Source organism: Micromonospora sp. MH99, assembly GCF_021442385.1.
Lineage (GTDB): Bacteria > Actinomycetota > Actinomycetes > Mycobacteriales > Micromonosporaceae > Micromonospora.
Genome location: NZ_MUZA01000028.1, coordinates 17,021 through 34,042, shown reverse-complemented (window position 1 = coordinate 34,042; position 17,022 = coordinate 17,021). Strand labels below are relative to the sequence as shown.

Annotated in this window: 19 protein-coding genes; 9 read left to right on the top strand and 10 right to left on the bottom strand. The window is 72.2% G+C overall.

Translation table 11 applies throughout. From position 1 onward, the window contains the following. Window positions 1-30: 30 nt before the first annotated feature. From B0E54_RS16775 to B0E54_RS16765, 3 genes are all read left to right on the top strand, one after another. Window positions 31-612, top strand: a complete 582-nt coding sequence (locus B0E54_RS16775) for a TetR family transcriptional regulator (protein WP_234584478.1) — start codon at window positions 31-33, stop codon at window positions 610-612. A 68-nt stretch (window positions 613-680) separates the two neighbouring features. Further along, a complete protein-coding gene (locus B0E54_RS16770; protein WP_234584477.1) occupies window positions 681-1,238 on the top strand; it encodes a SigE family RNA polymerase sigma factor in 558 nt (185 codons plus the stop codon). Further along, on the top strand, window positions 1,235-2,416 hold the full coding sequence (locus B0E54_RS16765) for a hypothetical protein (RefSeq protein WP_234584476.1): 1,182 nt from the start codon (window positions 1,235-1,237) through the stop codon (window positions 2,414-2,416). The genes B0E54_RS16770 and B0E54_RS16765 overlap by 4 nt, the downstream gene beginning before the upstream one ends. A 49-nt stretch (window positions 2,417-2,465) precedes the next feature. Here B0E54_RS16765 and B0E54_RS16760 read toward each other — a convergent pair whose 3' ends face one another. From B0E54_RS16760 to B0E54_RS16745, 4 genes are all read right to left on the bottom strand, one after another. After that, entirely contained in the window at window positions 2,466-3,368 is a 903-nt protein-coding gene (locus B0E54_RS16760) for a sulfurtransferase (protein ID WP_234584475.1), read from the bottom strand. A gap of 115 nt (window positions 3,369-3,483) precedes the next feature. Continuing rightward, window positions 3,484-5,610: a hypothetical protein gene (locus tag B0E54_RS16755; RefSeq protein WP_234584474.1), complete on the bottom strand. Its 2,127-nt coding sequence runs from the start codon at window positions 5,608-5,610 to the stop codon at window positions 3,484-3,486. A 129-nt stretch (window positions 5,611-5,739) separates the two neighbouring features. Beyond that, window positions 5,740-6,186, bottom strand: a complete 447-nt coding sequence (locus tag B0E54_RS16750) for a hypothetical protein (protein ID WP_234584473.1) — start codon at window positions 6,184-6,186, stop codon at window positions 5,740-5,742. A 2-nt stretch (window positions 6,187-6,188) separates the two neighbouring features. Next, on the bottom strand, window positions 6,189-6,956 hold the full coding sequence (locus B0E54_RS16745; protein WP_234584472.1) for an SGNH/GDSL hydrolase family protein: 768 nt from the start codon (window positions 6,954-6,956) through the stop codon (window positions 6,189-6,191). 238 nt (window positions 6,957-7,194) lie between these two features. Between B0E54_RS16745 and B0E54_RS16740 the strand changes: the two genes are divergently transcribed. The 6 genes from B0E54_RS16740 to B0E54_RS16715 are packed head-to-tail and all read left to right on the top strand — an operon-like array spanning window position 7,195 to window position 12,818. Next, window positions 7,195-8,334 carry a transporter substrate-binding domain-containing protein gene (locus tag B0E54_RS16740; RefSeq protein ID WP_234584471.1) on the top strand — a complete coding sequence of 380 codons (1,140 nt, stop codon included), beginning with the start codon at window positions 7,195-7,197 and terminating at the stop codon, window positions 8,332-8,334. Beyond that, window positions 8,220-9,398, top strand: coding sequence for a hypothetical protein (locus B0E54_RS16735; RefSeq protein ID WP_234584507.1), 1,179 nt, complete (start codon window positions 8,220-8,222; stop codon window positions 9,396-9,398). The genes B0E54_RS16740 and B0E54_RS16735 overlap by 115 nt, the downstream gene beginning before the upstream one ends. Before the next feature lie 53 nt (window positions 9,399-9,451). Then, on the top strand, window positions 9,452-11,221 hold the full coding sequence (locus B0E54_RS16730; protein WP_234584470.1) for a proline--tRNA ligase: 1,770 nt from the start codon (window positions 9,452-9,454) through the stop codon (window positions 11,219-11,221). Between the two features lie 57 nt (window positions 11,222-11,278). Further along, window positions 11,279-11,704, top strand: a complete 426-nt coding sequence (locus B0E54_RS16725; protein ID WP_234584469.1) for a CBS domain-containing protein — start codon at window positions 11,279-11,281, stop codon at window positions 11,702-11,704. 29 nt (window positions 11,705-11,733) lie between these two features. Beyond that, window positions 11,734-12,162: a SufE family protein gene (locus tag B0E54_RS16720; RefSeq protein WP_234584468.1), complete on the top strand. Its 429-nt coding sequence runs from the start codon at window positions 11,734-11,736 to the stop codon at window positions 12,160-12,162. A gap of 20 nt (window positions 12,163-12,182) precedes the next feature. Further along, window positions 12,183-12,818, top strand: coding sequence for a DsbA family protein (locus B0E54_RS16715; RefSeq protein WP_234584467.1), 636 nt, complete (start codon window positions 12,183-12,185; stop codon window positions 12,816-12,818). A 52-nt stretch (window positions 12,819-12,870) separates the two neighbouring features. Here the strand turns inward: B0E54_RS16715 and B0E54_RS16710 are convergent, their stop codons facing one another. The 6 genes from B0E54_RS16710 to B0E54_RS16685 form a co-directional block, all read right to left on the bottom strand. Next, window positions 12,871-13,419: a YbaK/EbsC family protein gene (locus B0E54_RS16710; protein ID WP_234584466.1), complete on the bottom strand. Its 549-nt coding sequence runs from the start codon at window positions 13,417-13,419 to the stop codon at window positions 12,871-12,873. Between the two features lie 83 nt (window positions 13,420-13,502). Next, window positions 13,503-13,697 carry a hypothetical protein gene (locus B0E54_RS16705; protein WP_234584465.1) on the bottom strand — a complete coding sequence of 65 codons (195 nt, stop codon included), beginning with the start codon at window positions 13,695-13,697 and terminating at the stop codon, window positions 13,503-13,505. A gap of 37 nt (window positions 13,698-13,734) precedes the next feature. Next, window positions 13,735-14,514 carry an SDR family oxidoreductase gene (locus tag B0E54_RS16700; protein WP_234584464.1) on the bottom strand — a complete coding sequence of 260 codons (780 nt, stop codon included), beginning with the start codon at window positions 14,512-14,514 and terminating at the stop codon, window positions 13,735-13,737. Between the two features lie 64 nt (window positions 14,515-14,578). Beyond that, the gene (locus tag B0E54_RS16695; RefSeq protein WP_234584463.1) at window positions 14,579-15,232 is read right to left on the bottom strand and encodes a GAP family protein; all 654 of its coding nucleotides are present in this window, start codon (window positions 15,230-15,232) and stop codon (window positions 14,579-14,581) included. A 52-nt stretch (window positions 15,233-15,284) separates the two neighbouring features. Continuing rightward, entirely contained in the window at window positions 15,285-16,673 is a 1,389-nt protein-coding gene (locus B0E54_RS16690; protein WP_234584462.1) for an MFS transporter, read from the bottom strand. 58 nt (window positions 16,674-16,731) lie between these two features. After that, the gene (locus B0E54_RS16685; RefSeq protein ID WP_234584461.1) at window positions 16,732-16,992 is read right to left on the bottom strand and encodes a hypothetical protein; all 261 of its coding nucleotides are present in this window, start codon (window positions 16,990-16,992) and stop codon (window positions 16,732-16,734) included. Window positions 16,993-17,022 lie beyond the last annotated feature (30 nt).

Genomic DNA, 17,022 nt, shown 5'->3' with positions numbered 1-17,022 from the left:
GTCAACAGCCGTTGGCATACGGTCGTTGGCATGACCGCGCCCGCCCACCCGACCCAGCCGCGCCGCTCGGACGCGACCCGCGCGGCGATCCTGCGCGCCGCCCGCGAGCGGTTCGCCGCCGACGGATACGAGCGCGCCACGATCCGGGCCATCGCCGCCGACGCCCGGATCGACCCGTCGATGGTCATGCGGTATTACGGCAGCAAGGAGGGCCTGTTCGCGGCGGCGGCCGAGTTCGACCTCCGCCTGCCCGACCTGACCGCCGTGTCGCCCGAGCAGCTCGGCGAGGTGCTGGTGCGGCACTTCCTCGTCCGGTGGGAGGGCGACGAGACGCTTGTGGCGCTGCTGCGGGCCGCCAGCACCAACCCGGGCGCTGCCGAACGGATGCGCGGCATCTTCGCCGACCAGCTCACCGCGGCAGTGGCCGCCTTCGGCACCGACCCGGCGCTGACTGCCCGACGTGCCGGCCTGGTGGCGAGCCAGATCCTGGGCCTCGCCTTCACCCGCTACGTCGTCCGGCTCCCACCGATGGTGGACGCCGAGCCCGAGGAGCTGGTCTCCTGGATCGCGCCGACCCTCCAGCGCTACCTGACCGGGCTGCCGCAGACCTGACCCAACCTTTTCCCCCTCCCCATGCGTCTGTCGGGTGACGCGCACCGCGGCGGCCGGAAGGGGTGCGGATGGGATCGACGGCGAACGACGGCCGCGACGGCTACCTCGCCTTCGTGGAGAGCAACCAGCACCGTCTGCTGCGTGCGGCCTTCCTGATCTGTGGCAACCGGCACCAGGCCGAGGACCTTCTCCAGGACGCCCTGCTGAAGCTGGCGCTGCGCTGGCCCTCGGTCCGCGACGGCGATCCCGCCGCGTACGTGCGGGCCATCCTCTACCGCGACGCGGTGTCGTGGTGGCGGCGTCGACGCCGGGAATGGCTCAGCGCCGCACCGCCGGAGCAGGTGGCCCCCGACCGGGACGGCGCGCTGCGACTCACCCTGCACGACGCGCTGGGGCTGCTGCCGCCCCGGCAGCGGGCCGTGCTGGTGCTGCGCTACTACGAGGACCTGACCGAGGTCGCCACCGCGGAGGCGCTCGGGGTGACCGTCGGCACCGTGAAGAGCCAGTGCCACATGGCGCTGCGCCGGCTCCGCGAGGTCGCCCCCGATCTCACCGGAGATGGCCGACCGAGCCGGGGCGCGACCCGCTCCGACGACCCGACCGCCGGCCTGGAGGTGAACCAGTGAACGAGCAGGATCTGCGCCGACTGTTCGCCGTCAGCGTGGAGGACGTGCTGCCCAGCAGGCCCGCGACGGCCGGCTGGGACCGGGCACGGCGCACGCGTCGTACCCGACGGGTGCTCGGCGCGGCCGTCCTGGCCGTGGCGCTGCTCGGCGGTGGCACGATGGCCGTCCGCCAGCCGTCCCCCGATCCGCCCCTGAACCACACGGTGGCGCCGAGTGTCGAGCCCACCCACGCCGATCCCGTGCAGCGTCCGCCGGCCGAGCTGACGTTTCCACCCGATCCGCTGAACCGGCTGAGTGGCCCGGCGACCGTGCCGCTGTCCGAGCGACCGGTCCAGCGGGCGCTGGCCCTGTTCCAGCCCGTGGACGAGGAGAACCGCGCGGACGGCCCGGTCCGGATCCTCGGCGACGACGGTGTCGTGCGCGGTCTCGACGTGGTGACGCTGGCCCCCACCCGGGACGCCGGCGGCAACGAGGCGACCGCCGTGAAGCCGGGAGTCCTGTCGCCGGACGGCCGGTGGGCGGCCTTCGCGCAGACCAATGAGCTGATCATGGTGGATCTCACCACTGCGGGCGTACGCCGGATCCCGCTCGACGGCTACCTGGAGCTGGTGGTCTGGGCGCACGACCGGGTGCTGGTCGGCGGCGACAACCGGACGTACGCGGTGGAGCGCGACACCGAGGCGGCGGGCACCATCGACGTGTCGGCCTGGAACGTGGTGGCACCCGACCCGGAGGCCGGCCGCGAGGCGGCGTTGATCGAGCTGACCGGCGAACGGGGTGGCCTGACGCTGCGCAGTCGGAGCGCCCGCGAGGCCACGATCCGCTCCGAACAACGGATCACCCACGACGCGCTGCCCCCGCCGTACCAGGTCAACGAGTTCTACGGCCGGGGTTGGCTGCACGGCGGCCGGTTGGCGAGCGCCGCGTGGATCACCAGCAACGAGATCGACGGCGCCGAGGGGGTGGCCGTGCTGGACTCCCGTACCGGCGAGGTGACCCACCTGCTCGACCTCGGTCGGGAGCGTGGCAAGGGCTGCTGCCCGGTGCTGGGCTGGGACAACAAGGGCGCGGTGCTTCTCCGCCTGGAACCGGCCGCCCTGGCACGGTGGGACCCGGAGACCGGCGAGATCACCGGGGTCATCCGTGACCTGCGCGGCGTGTTGGCGCTGGCCGGCTGAGGGCCGTCGAATACGTCGAACAGTCAGCCGGCCAGCTCCCGCGCAACGCTCAGGCGGCGATGCCGCCGGGCTGGTCGCCCTTGACGACGGGTGCCCGGACCAGGTTGCCCCACTCCGTCCACGAGCCGTCGTAGTTGCGGACCTGCGGGTAGCCCAGCAGGTGCCGCAGCACGAACCAGGTGTGGCTGGACCGCTCGCCGATGCGGCAGTACGCGATCACGTCGTCGTCCGGGCTCAGCCCGAGCTGGTCGGCGTAGATGGCCTTCAGCTCGTCGGCGGACTTGAACGTGCCGTCCTCATTCGCGGCGGACTTCCACGGCTTGCTGACCGCGCCCGGGATGTGCCCGCCGCGCAGTGCGCCCTCCTGCGGGTAGTCGGGCATGTGCAGCATCTCGCCCGTGTACTCGCCCGGGGAGCGGACGTCGACCAGCGGCCGCCCCACGGCGATGTGCGCCATGACCTGCTCGCGGAACGCCCGCAGCGGCGCGTCGTCCCGCAGCGGCACGGGGTAGTCGGCGCGGGGCCGGGCCGGCTTGTCGCGGGTCACCTCGCGCCCCTCGGCGATCCACTTCTGCCGGCCGCCGTCGAGCAGGCGCACGTCCGCGTGGCCGAAGAGCGAGAACACCCAGAGGGCGTACGCGGCCCACCAGTTGAAGTTGTCGCCGTAGAAGACGACCGTGTCGCCCCGGCCGATGCCCTTCGCGGCACACATCTCGGCGAAGCTCGTGGCGTCGAGGTAGTCCCGGGTGACCTGGTCGTTCAGGTCGAGGTGCCAGTCGACCTTGACGGCACCGGGAATGTGACCGGATTCGTAGAGCAGGACGTCCTCGTCGGACTCGACCACGACGAGGCCCTCGTCGCCCAGGTGCTCGGCCAACCAGTCGGTGGTGACCAACCGCTGCGGGTCGGCGTACGACTGGAGGCGGGGATCAGGATCGTTCGGCACAGACATGATCCCCAAGGTACGCCGGATCACCGCCCGCGACCGCTGTAACAGGCCCGGCCCACCACCGGGCACGAGGTGGTGGGCCGGACCACTGGGACGTACGTCTCCCAGCGCGTCTCGGTCAGTGCCCCGACGTGGCCTCCGGGGCGTCGGCGACCAGGAAGGTGTACGTCCGTTCCGGGGACGCCGTCCCGTCGGCGAAGAGGCTGCGAACGGTCAGGGTGTGCGTGCCGGCCTGCTCGGGGGTCCAGGTGACGATGGCGCTGCCATTGACGTCGGTGGCGATCCCCTGGTCGGGGCCGTCGTCGAAGCGGTACCGGAACTCGGTCGTGCCGGCCACCTCCGAGCTGATCCAGAAGTCACCCGGCTGACCCGGGCCACCGGCGGGGTAGCCGGGGTCGTAGAGGAAACCCTGGATCACCGGCAGCAGGTCACGCACGAAGAAGACGAAGCTGGTCGAGTCCGACTGGACTCCGTCCCGATTGACGCTCCACACCGTGAGGGAGGTGAAGCCCGGCTTGGTCGGCGTCCAGGTCACCGACGCGGTCCCGTCGGCTGCGGCGGCCACGGTGCTGGTCACGGTGCCGAAGCGGTAGCGGTAGCTGACCACGTCGGGCTGACGCGGGGTGAAGGTGAAGATCCCGGGAACACCCTGACCTCCGCTGGTGCCGCCCTGCTCGTAGACCGTCGCGGAGATCGTCGGAGCGGTGCTCAGCCGGAAGGTGCGCGTCGCCGTCGCGGTTACGCCGTCGGCGGTGACGCTGGTCACCGAGAGGGTGCGGTTGCCGGCCCGGGTCGCGGTGACGGTAAGCGTGGCGGTGCCGTCGGCCTCGGCCTGCACCGTCTGCTCCGGGTCGCCGTCCAGGTTGAAGCGGTAGCTGACCACCCCGGGCATCTGCGGCGCGACGGTGAACGTGGCCGGCACGCCGATCGCGGTGAGGTTGCCGGTGACGGTCGGCGCGACGTCGCTGGCCCGGAACTCGTAGCGGGACTCGGGCGAGCGGTTTCCGGCCGCGTCCACGCTCACCACCGTGAGGCTGCTGGGCCCCGCGTCCGGGGTGATGGTGACCGTGGCCGTGCCGCCGGGGCGATCCGCCGACACCGTCCCCTCGACGCCTCCGTCGAGCCGGTACCGGAAGCCGACCGCGTCCGCCGCCGCACCGGCGTCGAAGGTGAACTGGCCGGGCAGCGCCGGATGCCAGCTCCCGTCGGCGGGGAAGTCGGTGGAGGAGACGATCGGCGCGGTCGCCGGGCCCTGGAAGTCGGTACGGAAGTAGCAGAGGCCGCTCCACGCACCGGTTGCCCGGCTGTCCGCCGCCCGCACCTGCCAGGCGTACACACGGTCGTGCGTCAGGGTGTCGCGGTCGAAGATGACGTTGGCCCGCTCGCCGTCCCGACCGTTTCCAATCCGCTCGACCCGGGCCGACGGCTCGTCGACCGGCCAGAGCGCGAAGGTGGTCGTCAGCATGTCGGTGCCACCGGAGGCGTTCTTGTCCTGGTCGTGCAGGATCGCCGAAAGCGCAAGGTCACCGCTTCGCTGGAACTGGTACGGCTCGGCAGCCGTGCACGGCGTGCCGGAGGTCTGCTGCTCGGTCGGCACGCCCGGCGGGTAGTTGAAGTCGATGGAGATGCCTGCCGCACTGGCGTAGCGGCGACCCAACGCGGGATTGGCCTCCGCCCCGGCCGGCAACCGGAGCGCCAGGGTGAGCGTCGAAGCGCCCTCGGCCACCGCCTGCCGCAACCCTTCGGCCGCGTTCCACTCCACGTACGGCGCCGGGCAGCCGGCCTCGGCCGGCAGCGTGGTCGTGTGCAGCTTCGCCACCTCGACCGGCGGCTTCGCCCAACTCGACGTGGCGGTGTACGCCGCGGTGCGCCACAGCTCCACCGCCGGCCGCTTGGTGCAATCGACGACCGAGGTCTCCTTGACGGAGAACACGGCCGACTCGATCTCCGCCCCCCGGTAGCGGGAGATGTCGAACGTGAAGTAGGCGCGGGCCGTGTGCTTGCGCCCCTGGGCGTCCTTCCAGGACCCGACCGGCACGTCGCCGGCCTGGTCGATGGTGATCTTCGTGGGCCGGTGCGCGTCCGTGTAGGCCCACGAGGTGTTCTTCTCGTACCGCATGTCGTAGGCCGCGGCCGGCGTGGCCGTGAGCGTGAGCATCCCGCCGGCGACAGTCATGGACAGCGCTGTGGCCAGCAGGGCTCGGACCGGTCTTCCGGATGTCGTCGTGCTGCGCATGAGGGCCATCCCCCATCCACCTTTCCCCGATGTCCCCGCCTTCCGATCAGCGGGGGCAGCGGATGCTATCGGGCACGGGGGACATCGGGCGAACCCGATTCGATGAACAGCCTCCACAAAGGAGTTACAACGGTCCGTTCAGGCGCGACGGTGCGCGATCCGACCGGCGACCACGGTCACCAGGCAGGCGCCGTTGGCGTCGTGGACCGCCAGGTCGGCCCGCCCGCCCGGACGCAGCGTCGGTGCCACGGCGGCGGGCAACACCAGCAGGTCGCTCCGGTCGACGGCGGCCCGCAGCACCGGGTCGGCCAGGTGCTCGGCCAGCACCGCCGTCACCCCGGTACGCAGCAACGCGTACACCCGCTCGCGTGGGGTGGGCGCGCTCGGCAGCGGGCCGTCGTGGAGCAGGCCCGGACCCAGTACGCCGGGCCATCGGCGTACCCGCACCCCCGCGTACGTCTCGCTCAGCTCGGCCAGCGGACCGACGGCCTCGACCCGGTCGCCGCCGACCAGCACGGCCTGGCCCGGCACCGGTTCACCGTCGGGGGTACGCCGCAGCAGCGGCGCGGTGTGCAGGGTGCGCACGTTCAGTCGACGAGGGGGCCGAGCAGCGGACGCTTCGCCGTCACCGTGTCGCCGGACGACCGGCCGGTGAGCCGCCGCCTGATCCACGGGGCCAGGTGCTGCCCGGCCCAGCGCAGGTCGGCCGCGCGGGCGGCCAGCCACGGCGACGGCGCCGGGTGCGGCGGGACCATCAGCCACTCCTCGTCGCAGCCCACCCCGAGCGCGTTCAGCACCTGCCCGGCGACCCGCCGGTGCCCCGCCGCGGAGAGGTGCAGCCGGTCGGTACTCCAGAGCATCGGGTTGAGGAAGGTGTTGTCGGCGTACAGGTCGACCAGGATCGCGCCGTGCCGCTCGGCGGTCTCACCGACCGCCTGGTTGAGCAGCTCCACCCGGGGGGCGACGAGACGCTGGCCGGGCAGCCTTGCCATCACGTCCGCGAACCGGAAGAGCAGCACGTCCGCGCCACCCGAGCGCAGCTGCCGGACGACCTCGTCGAAGCGGGAGACCAACGTGTCCGGGTCGAAGGTGCGGCGCAGCACGTCGTTGCCGCCGGCCGCGAAGCTGATGAGGTCGGGCTTCATCGCCACCGCCGAGGGCACCTGCTCGGCCACCACGCTGGGGAAGAGCCGGCCCCGGATGGCCAGGTTCGCGTACCGGAAGTCGGGGCCCGCCTCGGCGGCGAGACGGGTCGCCACCAGATCCGCCCAGCCCCGGTAGGTGCCGTCCGGGTACGCGTCGTCCATACCCTCGGTGAAGCTGTCCCCGACCGCGACAAAACTGCGCCAGCGCACCCGCGCCCCCCTCACGCCACCCGTTGCCTGCGGCGACCAGTCTGTCACCGGAGGCACGGCGGCCGGTGCCCCGACCGGCCGAGGTGGCGGAGGTCATGCGTCAGCGGACCAGTTTCGACGATCACCCGCGACGCTTGGCGGCGTGTCGGCTATCCGGCTGGTGGTGGAGTGCCGTGGCTCGCATTGAGGCCTCACAATGAGGGGCCGGTCACCGGACCGCGCAGTGGGGAGGGCCCAGGTGAGTCAGGCAAGCGAGCCGAGCCCCGCCGGGCCAGCCCCGGCGGCACCCGTGTCGCCGCGCACCGTACGGACCCGTCAGATCCGACTCGTCGGGCTGATCGTCGCGTTGGCCGTCCTGGCCGCCGCCCTGGTCCCGATCGTCCTCGCGGCGGGCCCACCGACCCGGGACGAGCTGCTGGAGGACGCCCACCTCAAGGGCAAGCAGCAGCTCGTCATCGGCGTGAAGGACGACCAGCCGGGCATCTCGCAGCGCCTTACGAACAACGTCTGGAAGGGCTTCGACGTCGACATCGCGTACATGATCGCGAGCTACCTCGGGTTCGACCACTCCCAGGTGCGTTTCGTGCCGATCGAGAGCGAGGACCGGGCCCGTCGACAGGCCCAGGACGGCGAGGGGTTCGTCATCGTCGACCTGGTCATCGCCTCGTACAGCATCAACGACAAGCGCAGGGAGGAGGGCGCCGTCTTCTCGGCCCCCTACCTGAACACCGAGCAGTCGGTGGTGACGTTGAAGAGCTACCAGAAGCAGGTGAGCAGCCTGGAGGATCTGCGTGGGCTGACGGTCTGCTCGCTGACCACGTCGACATCGATCCAGCGCCTCGCCGACGCCGGCGCCTCCCCGGTGGGTCGAAACCGGATCAGCGAATGCATCCAGGAGTTGTACGACGGCAAGGTGCAGGCCGTCACCACCGACGCGGCGATCCTCGCCGGCTTCGTCACCGGCGATCAGCCGGACGACGACGGTCAACACTTCCCGGTGACCCTCAAGAACGCCAAACCGCTGCGGCACTGGGACATCGGCTCGTCGCCCCAGGAGCGGTGGGGCGTCAACACCGGCCCCAACCAGGCCCTGCTCGACCTGGTCGACCTGGCGCTCTACAAGTCGGCCAACGACGAGAACGACTCGGCCTGGGAGAACGCGTACAACGCCAACCTCCGTTGGCAGCAGGGATACAACCTCCCGCAGCCGGTCGCGGAACAGCAGCAACCCGATCCGAGGAAGGTGGAGGTGCGACAGTGGCCGTGGGAGAGGATCGCGCTACCGCCCCCGGCGTACCCCGGCTCACCACCAGCTCCGCCAAGGCAGTCCGCCCGCGCCGGATGGCGGGGGCGCGGCAGGCGCAGCAGTGGCTGCTGACCCTCCTTCCCACCTTTCCCGTCCTGCTCCTGGTGCTGCGGCTGTGGCAGCTCAGCCAACAGGACATGTCCACGATGCTGCTGCTGGTCCAGTACGTCAGTCCGCTCGGCCTGCTCAGTGCCCTGCTGATCGCCCTGGTGTGGGCGTTCCCCGTGGTCGTGCTCACCTTCGGTGTCCTCGGTCGGCTGCTCCGGCTCAGCGCTCCGGACCGGTTCGACCCGGAACGGTCACTACTGGCCTCCGGGACGGCACGTACCCCCGGTTGGGTGATCAGCGCGGCGGTCGCGCTGGGGGCGCTCACCTGGCAGCTCCGCTTCCTGCCGTCACTGCTGATGCTCGGCCTCTGGCTGCTCGCGCTGCGCACCCGCTACCTGCATCCTGACCAGCCGACCCGGGTCCTGCTGGTAAGCGTGGCCCTGCCGCTGGCCGCGGCGGTTCTGGCGTACACCGTGCTGGGCCCGGCCATCTGGACGGCGTACCAGGGTGGCGAGATTGCCACGGCCGCGCTGCTGGCGGTGCCGCCCGCCGCCACCGTGCTGCTCACCGGCCCGATCCCCGGCTGGATCGCCCCGACGCTGACCCACGGTCTGGCGTTCACGGTCGCCGCCGTGCTCCCGGTGGTGATGGGCGCGGTCTTCCTCCGGGTGCCGCTGCTGCCCACCGCCGCGGTCGAGGTGGTCCCGAAGCAGTCGACCTCGACAGCCCCGGACGTCCCGGCCTCGGCAACCCCGGGCGCTGCTCCGACGGGCGGCGGTACGGCGAGCCTGGCCGGTGGGGACAGCCCGCCGACAGCCGACGGCGGTCGGAAGGTGGTGCTCGGCGCGCTCATCACGGTGACCGACACGTCGACGATCGTGCTGGACCGGACGGCCACCGTGCGGTTTCTGCCGAACGGGTGGGTCGAGTCGCAGGTCCTCTGCCCCCAGCCCGCGGCAGTTCCGTACAGCCTGGTGTCGGTGCGGGGCTGGCCGGTGGAGGAGACCGCGCTGAACTGGATGATGCCCCGGCGTCCGGTGGCCGACCCGGACGTCCGCTGCGAGGGCCGCCTTCCCGGCGACACGTGACCCACCACCGAATTGGATCGCCGCAGCGGGACCGGCGGTCTTAGGCTGCGCGAATGCTGCTACGCATGTCGACCCTGTTGCTGCGGACCCTGCGCGAGGATCCGGCCGACGCGGAGGTGCCGAGCCATCGGCTGCTGCTGCGCGCCGGTTACCTCCGTCGCGCCGCGCCGGGCGGCTACACGTGGCTGCCGCTGGGCAAGCTGGTGCTGGACCGGATCACCGACGTCGTACGCGCCGAACTGACCGCGATCGGCGACCAGGAGGTGCACTTCCCGGCTCTGCTGCCCGCCGAGCCGTACCGGACCAGCGGCCGGTGGACGGAGTACGGCGACCTCCTCTTCACCCTGGCCGACCGGCGCGGCGCCGAGCACCTGCTGGCGCCCACCCACGAGGAGATGGCGGCGCTGCTGGTCAAGGACGTGTTCACCTCGTACCGGGATTTCCCGGTGACGCTGTTCCAGGTGCAGACGAAGTTCCGCGACGAGGCGCGACCCCGGGCCGGTGTGCTGCGCGGCCGGGAGTTCCTGATGAAGGACGCGTACTCCTTCGACCTGGACGAGGCGGGGCTGCGGGACGCGTACGCCCGGCACCGGGCGGCGTACCAGCGGATCTTCGACCGGCTGGGCCTGGAGCACACGGTGGTGCACGCGATGTCCGGTGCGATGGGCGGTTCGGCGTCGGAGGAGTTCCTGGCCGCGACCCCGGTCGGCGAGGACACGTACGTCGGCTGCACCGCCTGCGACTACGCGGCGAACACCGAGGCCGTCGTCACCCGGGCACCCGCCGCCGGCGACCCCACCAGCGCACCCGAGGCCGAGGTGCACGACACCCCGGAGACCGCGACCATCGCCAGCCTGGTCGAGCTGGCGAACAGCCGCCGGCTCGGGGACCGCGATGACTGGACCGCCGCCGACACCCTGAAGAACGTCGTGTTGACAGTGCGTCAGCCGGGCGCCGAGCGGGCCGAACCCCTGGTGGTCGGGCTGCCCGGTGACCGGGAGGTCGACCTGAAGCGGCTGGGTGCCGCGCTGGAGCCGGCCCAGGTGGCGGTCTTCGAGGAGTGGGCCGAGCATCCGGAACTGGTGCGCGGGTACATCGGGCCGCAGATGCTCGGCAAGCTGGGCATCCGTTACCTGGTCGATCCTCGTGTGGTGACCGGCTCCGCGTGGCTGACCGGGGCGAACGAGCCGGGTCGACACGCGACGGGCGTGGTCTGCGGGCGGGACTTCACGCCCGACGGCACTGTCGAGGCGGCCGAGGTGCGCGCCGGTGACCCGTGCCCCGCCTGCGGCGACGGCGAGCTGACCATCCGGCGGGGCATCGAGATCGGGCACATCTTCCAACTCGGTCGCCGGTACACCGACGCGTTCGCGGTCGACGTGCTCGGCCCGGCCGGCAAGCCGGTGCGGCCCACCATGGGCTGCTACGGCATCGGGATCTCCCGAGCGGTCGCGGCCATCGCCGAGCAGCACCACGACGAGCGGGGACTCATCTGGCCGGCGGCGGTCGCCCCGTGTGACGTACACCTGGTGGTCGCCGGCAAGGGCCCGCAGCTCGACGCGGCGCTGGACCTCGGCGGGCGCCTGGCCGCCGCCGGCCTGCGGGTGCTTGTCGACGACCGGACGCACGTCTCGGCCGGGGTGAAGTTCACCGACGCGGAGCTGATCGGCATCCCCCGCACCGTCGTGGTCGGGCGCCGACTTGCCGACGGGTACGTGGAGTTGCGCGAGCGGGCCGGCGACGGGCGCGCGGAGCTGCCGGTGGACGCTGTGGTGGAGCGGATCGTCGACGAGGCCCGCCGGAAGCGTGCGAACCTGGTGTAGCCACCGCGTCACGGGGTAGTGCAAGGGGATCGGGTGGATACGTCTTCGGAGGACCTCATGACCGCTTACCGGGTCAGCGATGTGATGACCAAGCAGGTCGTGTACCTGTCGGCCGAGACCACCCTGGACGAGGCGGCCAGGGTGATGAAGGAGGCGGACATCGGCGACGTGGTCGTCACCGATGGCGCGACCCTCGCCGGCATGCTCACCGACCGGGACATCGTGGTGCGGGCGGTGGCCGAGAACAGCTCGCCCGCGGCCACCACCATCGGCTCGATCGTCACCCGCGAGGTGGTCATGATCGAGCAGCACTGCACGGCGGGTGAGGCCGCGGCGCTCATGCGGGACCGGGGCATCCGTCGGGTGCTGGTCTGCGACAGCGACCGCAAGCTGGTGGGGATCGTCTCGCTCGGTGACCTGGCCATGCAGCTCGACCCGACAAGCGCGTTGAGCGAGATCACCGAACAGTCTCCGACCACGTGAGCCGTCGGCGCCGGCGGTAGCCTCGACACATGGCTGACATGCCGGCCCGACTGGCCGAGATCGTCGACGAGTTCGCCGCCGCGCCACGCGACCTGGTGCTGGAGATGCTGCTGGAGTACGCCGACGTCATCCCGCCGCTGCCCGCCGACGCCGCCGGGCACGAGGGCATGGAGCAGGTGCCCGAGTGCCAGACCGCGTTCTTCCTGCGCGCCCGGGTGACGCCGGACGGGACCGTCGAGACCCTCTTCGACTGCCCGCCCGAGGCGCCCACCACCCGGGCGTTCGCCGGGATCCTCGCCGAGGGTCTGGCCGGCGCGAGCGCCGAGGAGGTGCTGGCCGTGCCGGACGACCTCTATCAGCGGATGGGCCTGGCGCAGGCGATCAGCCCGCTGCGGGTGCGTGGCGGCACGGCGATCCTGGGCCGGCTCAAGCGGCAAGTCCGGGAACAACTCGACTGAGCGGGCAGTTGGCACCGATCATGGAGATCGAGATCTACGCCGACGTCGTCTGCCCGTGGTGCTACCTCGGCAAGCGCCGACTGGATGAGGCGCTCGCCCGCTACGAGGGCGAGGTGACCGTCCGGTACCGGCCGTTCCAACTCGACCCGTCGCCGGTTCCCGAGCCCCGCCCGATCCTCGACGCGCTCGGCGACAAGTTCGGCGGGCCGGAGCGTGCCCGGCAGATGGTCGCGCGGGTGACCCAGGCCGCGGCGGGTGACGGGCTGCGGCTGGACTACGACCGTGCGGTGGCCGCGAACACCTTCGACGCCCACCGGCTGGTGGCCTACGCCACCGAGCACGGCCGGGCGGCCGAGATGGTGGACGCCCTCTACCGGGCGCACTTCACCGAGGGCGTCGACCTCGGTTCGCGGGAGGCGCTGACCACTGTCGCCGGCGGGATCGGCCTGGACGCCGCCGACGCCCGACGCTTCCTCGACTCCGACGAGGGGACCGCCGAACTCGCCGCCGAGCTGGCGGCCGCCCGCGACCTGGGCATCACGAGCGTCCCGACGTTCGTGCTGGCCGGAAAGTACGCGGTCAGCGGCGCACAGGAGACGTCCACGCTCCTCGCCGCGCTGGCCGAGGTCGAGCAGCGGGAGGCCGCCGCGCGATAGACATCGACCGGAGCGATGTTTCACGTGCAACGGTATCGATGTCGGTGCCTGGTCAGGCAGGTCTGGCCAGGCCCTCGACCACCTGCGCGCCGGGAAGCGCGCCCAGCGCCGGGCCCGGCAGCGCGATCTTGCTGTGCCGTACGCCGGACCCGATGATCACGTGCGGGGTGGCGATCACCCGCGCGTCCACGAGGATCGGCCACTGGGCCGGCAGCCCGATCGGGGTGATGCCGCCGTACTCCATGCCGGTCAACTCGACCGCGTCGGTCATCGGGGCGAAGCTCGCCTTGCGCACGTCCAGCGCCCGCCGGGCCACGCCGTTCACGTCGGCCCGGGTGGTGGCCAGCACGATGCACGCCGCGTAGCGGACCACGCCCTCGCGCTTACCGGCCACCACCACGCAGTTGGCCGACACGTCCAGCCCCACCTCGTACGCCTCGCAGAACGCCGCCGTGTCGGCGAGGTCGGCGTCGATCGGCGCGACCAGCACGTCGTCCACGTCCACCGGCGCGCTGGCCGGCCACTGGGCGATCGCCTCCGCCACCGGCGCGGCGAGCAGATCGAGGCGGGCACGGGCCGGTTCGGTCTTCAGCGTTCCCATCACGGGTGCGATCCTCGCACCCGTACCGCCGGACCGCCCGCCGACTCCCGAGCCGTCCCGCGACGCCACCTCCACGTCGCGACTCAACTGCCGGCGAGGAAGGCGTTGTCGCGCAGGAAGGAACGGTCGCGGGCGGCCGCCAGCTCCTCCTCGCGTCGGGCTCGGGCCCGCTGCAGCTCCAGGTCCTCCAGCGCGTGCCGGACACCCAGCCGGATCACGCCGTAGAGGAAGACGAAACCGAAGACGTAGAGGATCACCGTGGTGACGACAACGAACATGGCGTCACCGTAAGACGAACGTGAACCGGCATCCCTCTCATCTCCGCTCGGTTCCCCCGTACGTGTCCGCGAGGTGATCGGCCCAGGTACGCACACCGCGAGGCAGCGCCTCGGTGACCAGTCCACCGGCGCGCAGCTCGCGGCCGAGCCGGCCGGGAATCCGTACCGGCAGCAGGGGTCGGCGTGACCCGCGTGCCTCCCGCCAGGCACGGACGGCCTCGTCGAAGCGGAGCACCTGCGGCCCACCGAACTCCTCGATACCCCCGAGCGGGCCGGCGGCCAGCCGGGCCGCGAGCCGGGCGGCCACCTCACCCGGGTCGACCGGCTGGGCGAGCACCGCACGGTCGCCGACCACCGGGCCCAGCCGCGCGCTGGTGGTCAGCAGATCGTCGAGGAACTGGGGGAACTGGGTGGCGCGCAGCACCGACCACGGCACCGGGCCGGCGGCCACCACCTGCTCGGCTGCCAGCTTGTGCCGGTAGTACGGGAACGGCACACGGTCCACCCCGACGATCGAGATGTGGACCAGGTGCCCCACGCCGGCCGCGCCGGCGGCGACCACCAGCCGACGGGTGCCCAGCACGTCCACCTGATAGGTACGCCCCCGGGGCGAGGACGCCAGATGCAGCACCGCCTCCACGCCGGTCACCGCCTCGGCCACCCCGGCACCGGTGGCCAGATCGGCCACGACCCACTCCACGTCCGGGCCGGTACGCGGCCGGCGGCTGCTGGCCCGGACGCTCATCCCGTCGTCGCGGAGCCGCGCCAGCACGTGGCTCCCGAGTCGACCACCCGCTCCGGTGACCAGAACCCTCATCGTCCCCTCCTGTTCCGCGGACCCGTCGTGCTGATGACGGTCGCGCGACGCCACACGTGACGGCTCACTTCGAACGGATCAGGTCCAGCACGGTCAGCAGCGCGAAGAACGCGATCACGATCTCGTTGACGATCCAGGAGTGCCCCTCGGCCCACTTCCGCATCCGGGCCAGCACCCGCGCCGCCTTCTGCCCGAGCAGCACCAACGCCAGCAGCGGCACCGCGAGCAGGAGCACGGTGAGCAGCACGAACGGCACCAGGTGCCACCAGGGCAGGTTGTGTCGGGCCACTGTCGCGCCGACCGTCGCCATGGTGAGGTCGTCGGTGGGTGTCACCACGAAGAGCAGGGCGCCCATCCGCGAGGCCCAACGCGGATCGGCGTGGCCCACGCTGCCCAGCCAGCGCGGCGGTCCGGACCGGTTACGGCGCAGCCAGACCACCAGGGCCAGACTCACCAGCAGCGCGAGCACCACCAGATCGATGACCGGACCGCGATCGATCCTGCTGGCGGCCGCGCTGGCGTCGGTCGCCAACCCGCCCAGCAACCGGGTCAACAACCAGCTCACGGTCACCCCGGCGGCGACCACCAGACCCGCGCCGGCGAGGAAGCCCAGCGACGCGGCCCGGGGCCGGTCGGACGAGGCGAGGAAGACCGCCACGACCAGTTGGGTCCCGGCGACCATCACCACGGCCAGCGGCAGGACGGTCAGGAAGTTCATCGCCTGCCATCCTCGCGCCCGCCCGTTACCGCCATGGCGGATCGTCCGCCGATCACCCGCCCGGCCGGGTGGCCCCGTCCACCACCACGCGACCCGCGAGCAGCGCGCCGACGAGCGCCAGACCGGCCGCCACCACCAGGGTCACCACGTAGCTGGCGGGGCCGGGCGCACTCCCGGCGGCCAGGACGGCACCGGTGAGCGCCAGCACGGTCGCCGCGAAGAGCGAGTCGCCCAGTTGCAGCGACGAACTGTTGCGCCCCTGCTCGCCGGGCGCGGACAGCTCCAGGGTGAGCACCGACAACGACGGGTACAGCAGTCCCATACCGAGCCCCGCCACCGCCCAGCCCAGCACGGCGACGGCCACCGGCAGCTCCGGCCGTACGGCCAACGCCACAGTCGCGGTGCCGGCCGTGATGCAGCACAACCCGACGCGGGGGAAGCTGGCCCGGGAGGCCGGCACGGGGAAACGGCCCTGCACCCAGGAGCCCACCGACCAGGCCAGGGCGCCCACCGTGAGGACGAGCCCGGCGGCGGTCGGCGACAACCCCCGCTCCCGGGAGAGCATCAACGGGATGACCACCTCGGCGCCGACGAACGCCGCCGACGCCAGCCCGCGCAGACCGATCACCGTGGGCAGCCCGCGGGCCGCCCGCAGGAACCCCGGCGGCAGCAGGCGCGGAGCGCAGACCAGCAGGCCGGCCAGGGCGAGCGCGATCACCGCCAGGGCCACCACGCCACGCTGCTGACCCCCGATGTGCAGCAGTGCGGCGCTCACGCCCGCCCCACAGGCCCAGCCGATGCGGGCCATCGCGCCGGCCGGCGGCCGGGTCGGCACGGTCCGGTCGAGCGACCGCAGGCCCGGATGGATCAGCAACACCGCCGGCACGGCCACCGCCGGCACCACGAGAAAGACCCACCGCCAGCCCAGGTACTCGACGATCAGACCGGCCAACGCCGGCCCGACCAGCGACGGTACGACCCACGCCGCGGCGAACGCGGCGAAGATGCGCCGATGCAACTCCTCGGGGTACGCCTGCCCGACGATCACGTAGAGCGCCACCGAGAGCAACCCGGAGCCGAACCCCTGCACGACCCGTCCGACCACCAGCGCCGTCATCATCGGCGCGGTCCCGGCGATCAGCAGCCCGACCACGAACCAGCCGACGCCGTGCCACATCGGCCCGCTGGGCCCCCGTGCGTCACACCAGATCCCGGAAACCACCATGGCCAGCACACCTGCGGCGAACGGGCCACCGAACGCGATCCCGTACAGCGCCAGCCCGTCCAGGCTGCGCGCGACTGTCGGCATGGCCGTGCCGACCGCCAACGCCTCGAACGCCAGCAGCGACACCAGCGCGACGCTGCCCACCGTCATCGCCCGCAGCCGGGGTGCGAACAGCCCGGCGGGGATCGGAACGGGGGTGACGGTTCGGCTCGACATGCACCGAGCCTGCGACCTCAACCCGGATTCATGTCAACCGGCGGTGACCCGGCTCTCGTCAGGCGTCCTGGAATGCCCTTCCGACGCCGCGTACCAGTCCCGACAGGTGCTGGTCCGCGAGAAGATGCCCGGCGGTGACCACCACGGCGAGCGGCCATTCGATCACCTGCAACGCGGCCAGCACGCCGAGCCCGGCGTAATAGGCGATCTTGTCCGGTGGTGGCACCGCCATCTCACCCAGCATCGGCAGAGCGACCCGGCGGCGATACATCCGAATGTTCTCGCGTGAACCGTTGAGGTGTCGCGTGAAGGTGCTCATTCCGGCCTCCCCGTGTCCGGTGATGGCTCT